Origin of the sequence: Salinivibrio sp. IB574, assembly GCF_001996205.1 — a bacterium.
Lineage (GTDB): Bacteria > Pseudomonadota > Gammaproteobacteria > Enterobacterales > Vibrionaceae > Salinivibrio > Salinivibrio proteolyticus.
Genome location: NZ_MUFN01000066.1, coordinates 1 through 1,623, shown reverse-complemented (window position 1 = coordinate 1,623; position 1,623 = coordinate 1). Strand labels below are relative to the sequence as shown.

1 protein-coding gene is annotated in these 1,623 nt (G+C 53.7%); it reads right to left on the bottom strand.

The features are described 5' to 3' along the window. Nucleotides 1-1,623 (bottom strand): VCBS domain-containing protein (locus BZJ17_RS16940; protein ID WP_198534226.1); only part of this gene is annotated, 1,623 nt, incomplete at both ends.

Here is a 1,623-nt window from a genome sequence, read left to right as displayed (position 1 = left end):
GCGAACCATAAGTGCCTGTTTCTGTGGTATTGGCGAAGGTGGGCGTATCGTCGCCATCCACATCACTGATCGCAATCGTCCCCGTCGCGGTGACAGGCGCATCACCGACATTACCTTCGGTGACCGAACCCACAAACTCACCACTAACTTCAGGCGCATCTTCGCTACCAGTAATAGTGATGACAATAGCTTGCTCGGAGCCATCAGAKGCAGTCAGAGTGATGGTATCGATGATCTGATCACCTGCGTCTAAATCCTGCACGCTGGCTTGATTAAGCGTATAGGTCCAACTACCATCGACCAGCTCGAGTGAACCATAAGTACCTGTTTCTGTGGTATCGGCGAAGGTGGATGTATCGTCACCGTCGATATCAGTGATCGCAATGGTACCGGTGGCAGTGACTGGCGCATCTCCTTCATTACCTTCGGTCACGGAACCGACAAAGCTACCGGTCACTTCTGGGGCATCCTCGCTACCAGTAATAGTGATGACAATGGCTTGTTCAGTACCATCAGAGGCGGTGAGGGTGATGGTATCGGTAACCTGATCGCCAGCGTCCAAGTTCTGCACCGCAGACTGATCGAGGGTGTAGGTCCAGTTCTCACCGACCAGTTCCAGCGAACCGTAAGTGCCAGTCTCAGTGGTATCCGTAAAGGTCGGATTATCGTCGCCATCTATATCACTGATCGCAATCGTACCCGTGGCAGTCACCGCCGTGTCACCAACGTTACCTTCGGTCACTGAACCAACAAACTCACCACTGACTACAGGGTCGTCATCTGTCCCGGTAATGGTGATAACAATATCTTGCTGTGTGCCATCAGAGGCAGTCAGGGTAATGGTGTCGGTGACTTGATCGCCGGCGTCTAAATTCTGTACCGCAGACTGATCGAGGGTGTAGGTCCAATTGCCGTTCACCAGTTCGAGCGAACCATAAGTGCCGGTTGCTGTGGTATCGGTAAAGGTGGGTGCATCGTCGCCGTCGACATCGCTGATCGCAAGGATACCGGTGGCAGTCACGGCCGCATCACCTACGTTGCCCTCGGTGACGGAACCCACAAACTCACCACTGACTTCCGGCGCATCCTCGCTACCAGTAATCGTGATAACAATATCTTGCTCGGTGCCATCAGAGGCAGTGAGAGTGATGGTATCGGTGACCTGATCGCCAGCGTCTAAATCCTGCACGCTGGCTTGATCAAGGGTGTAAGTCCAGTTGCCGTTCACCAGCTCTAATGAGCCATAGGTGCCCGCTTCAGTGGTGTCCGCAAAGGTGGGCGTATCGTCGCCATCCACATCACTGATCGCAAGGGTACCGGAGGCAGTCACGGCCGCATCACCTTCATTACCTTCGGTGACGGAACCCACAAACTCACCGCTGACTTCAGGGTCGTCATCTGTCCCGGTAATGGTTATGACAATATCTTGTTGCGTGTTATCGCTTGCGGTCAGGGTAATGGTGTCGGTGACTTGATCGCCGGCATCCAAATTCTGCACCGCAGATTGATCAAGCGTATACGTCCAGCTGCCATCGACCAGTTCTAGCGAACCATAAGTGCCTGTTTCTGTGGTATTGGCGAAGGTGGGCGTATCGTCGCCATCCACATCACTGATCGCAATCG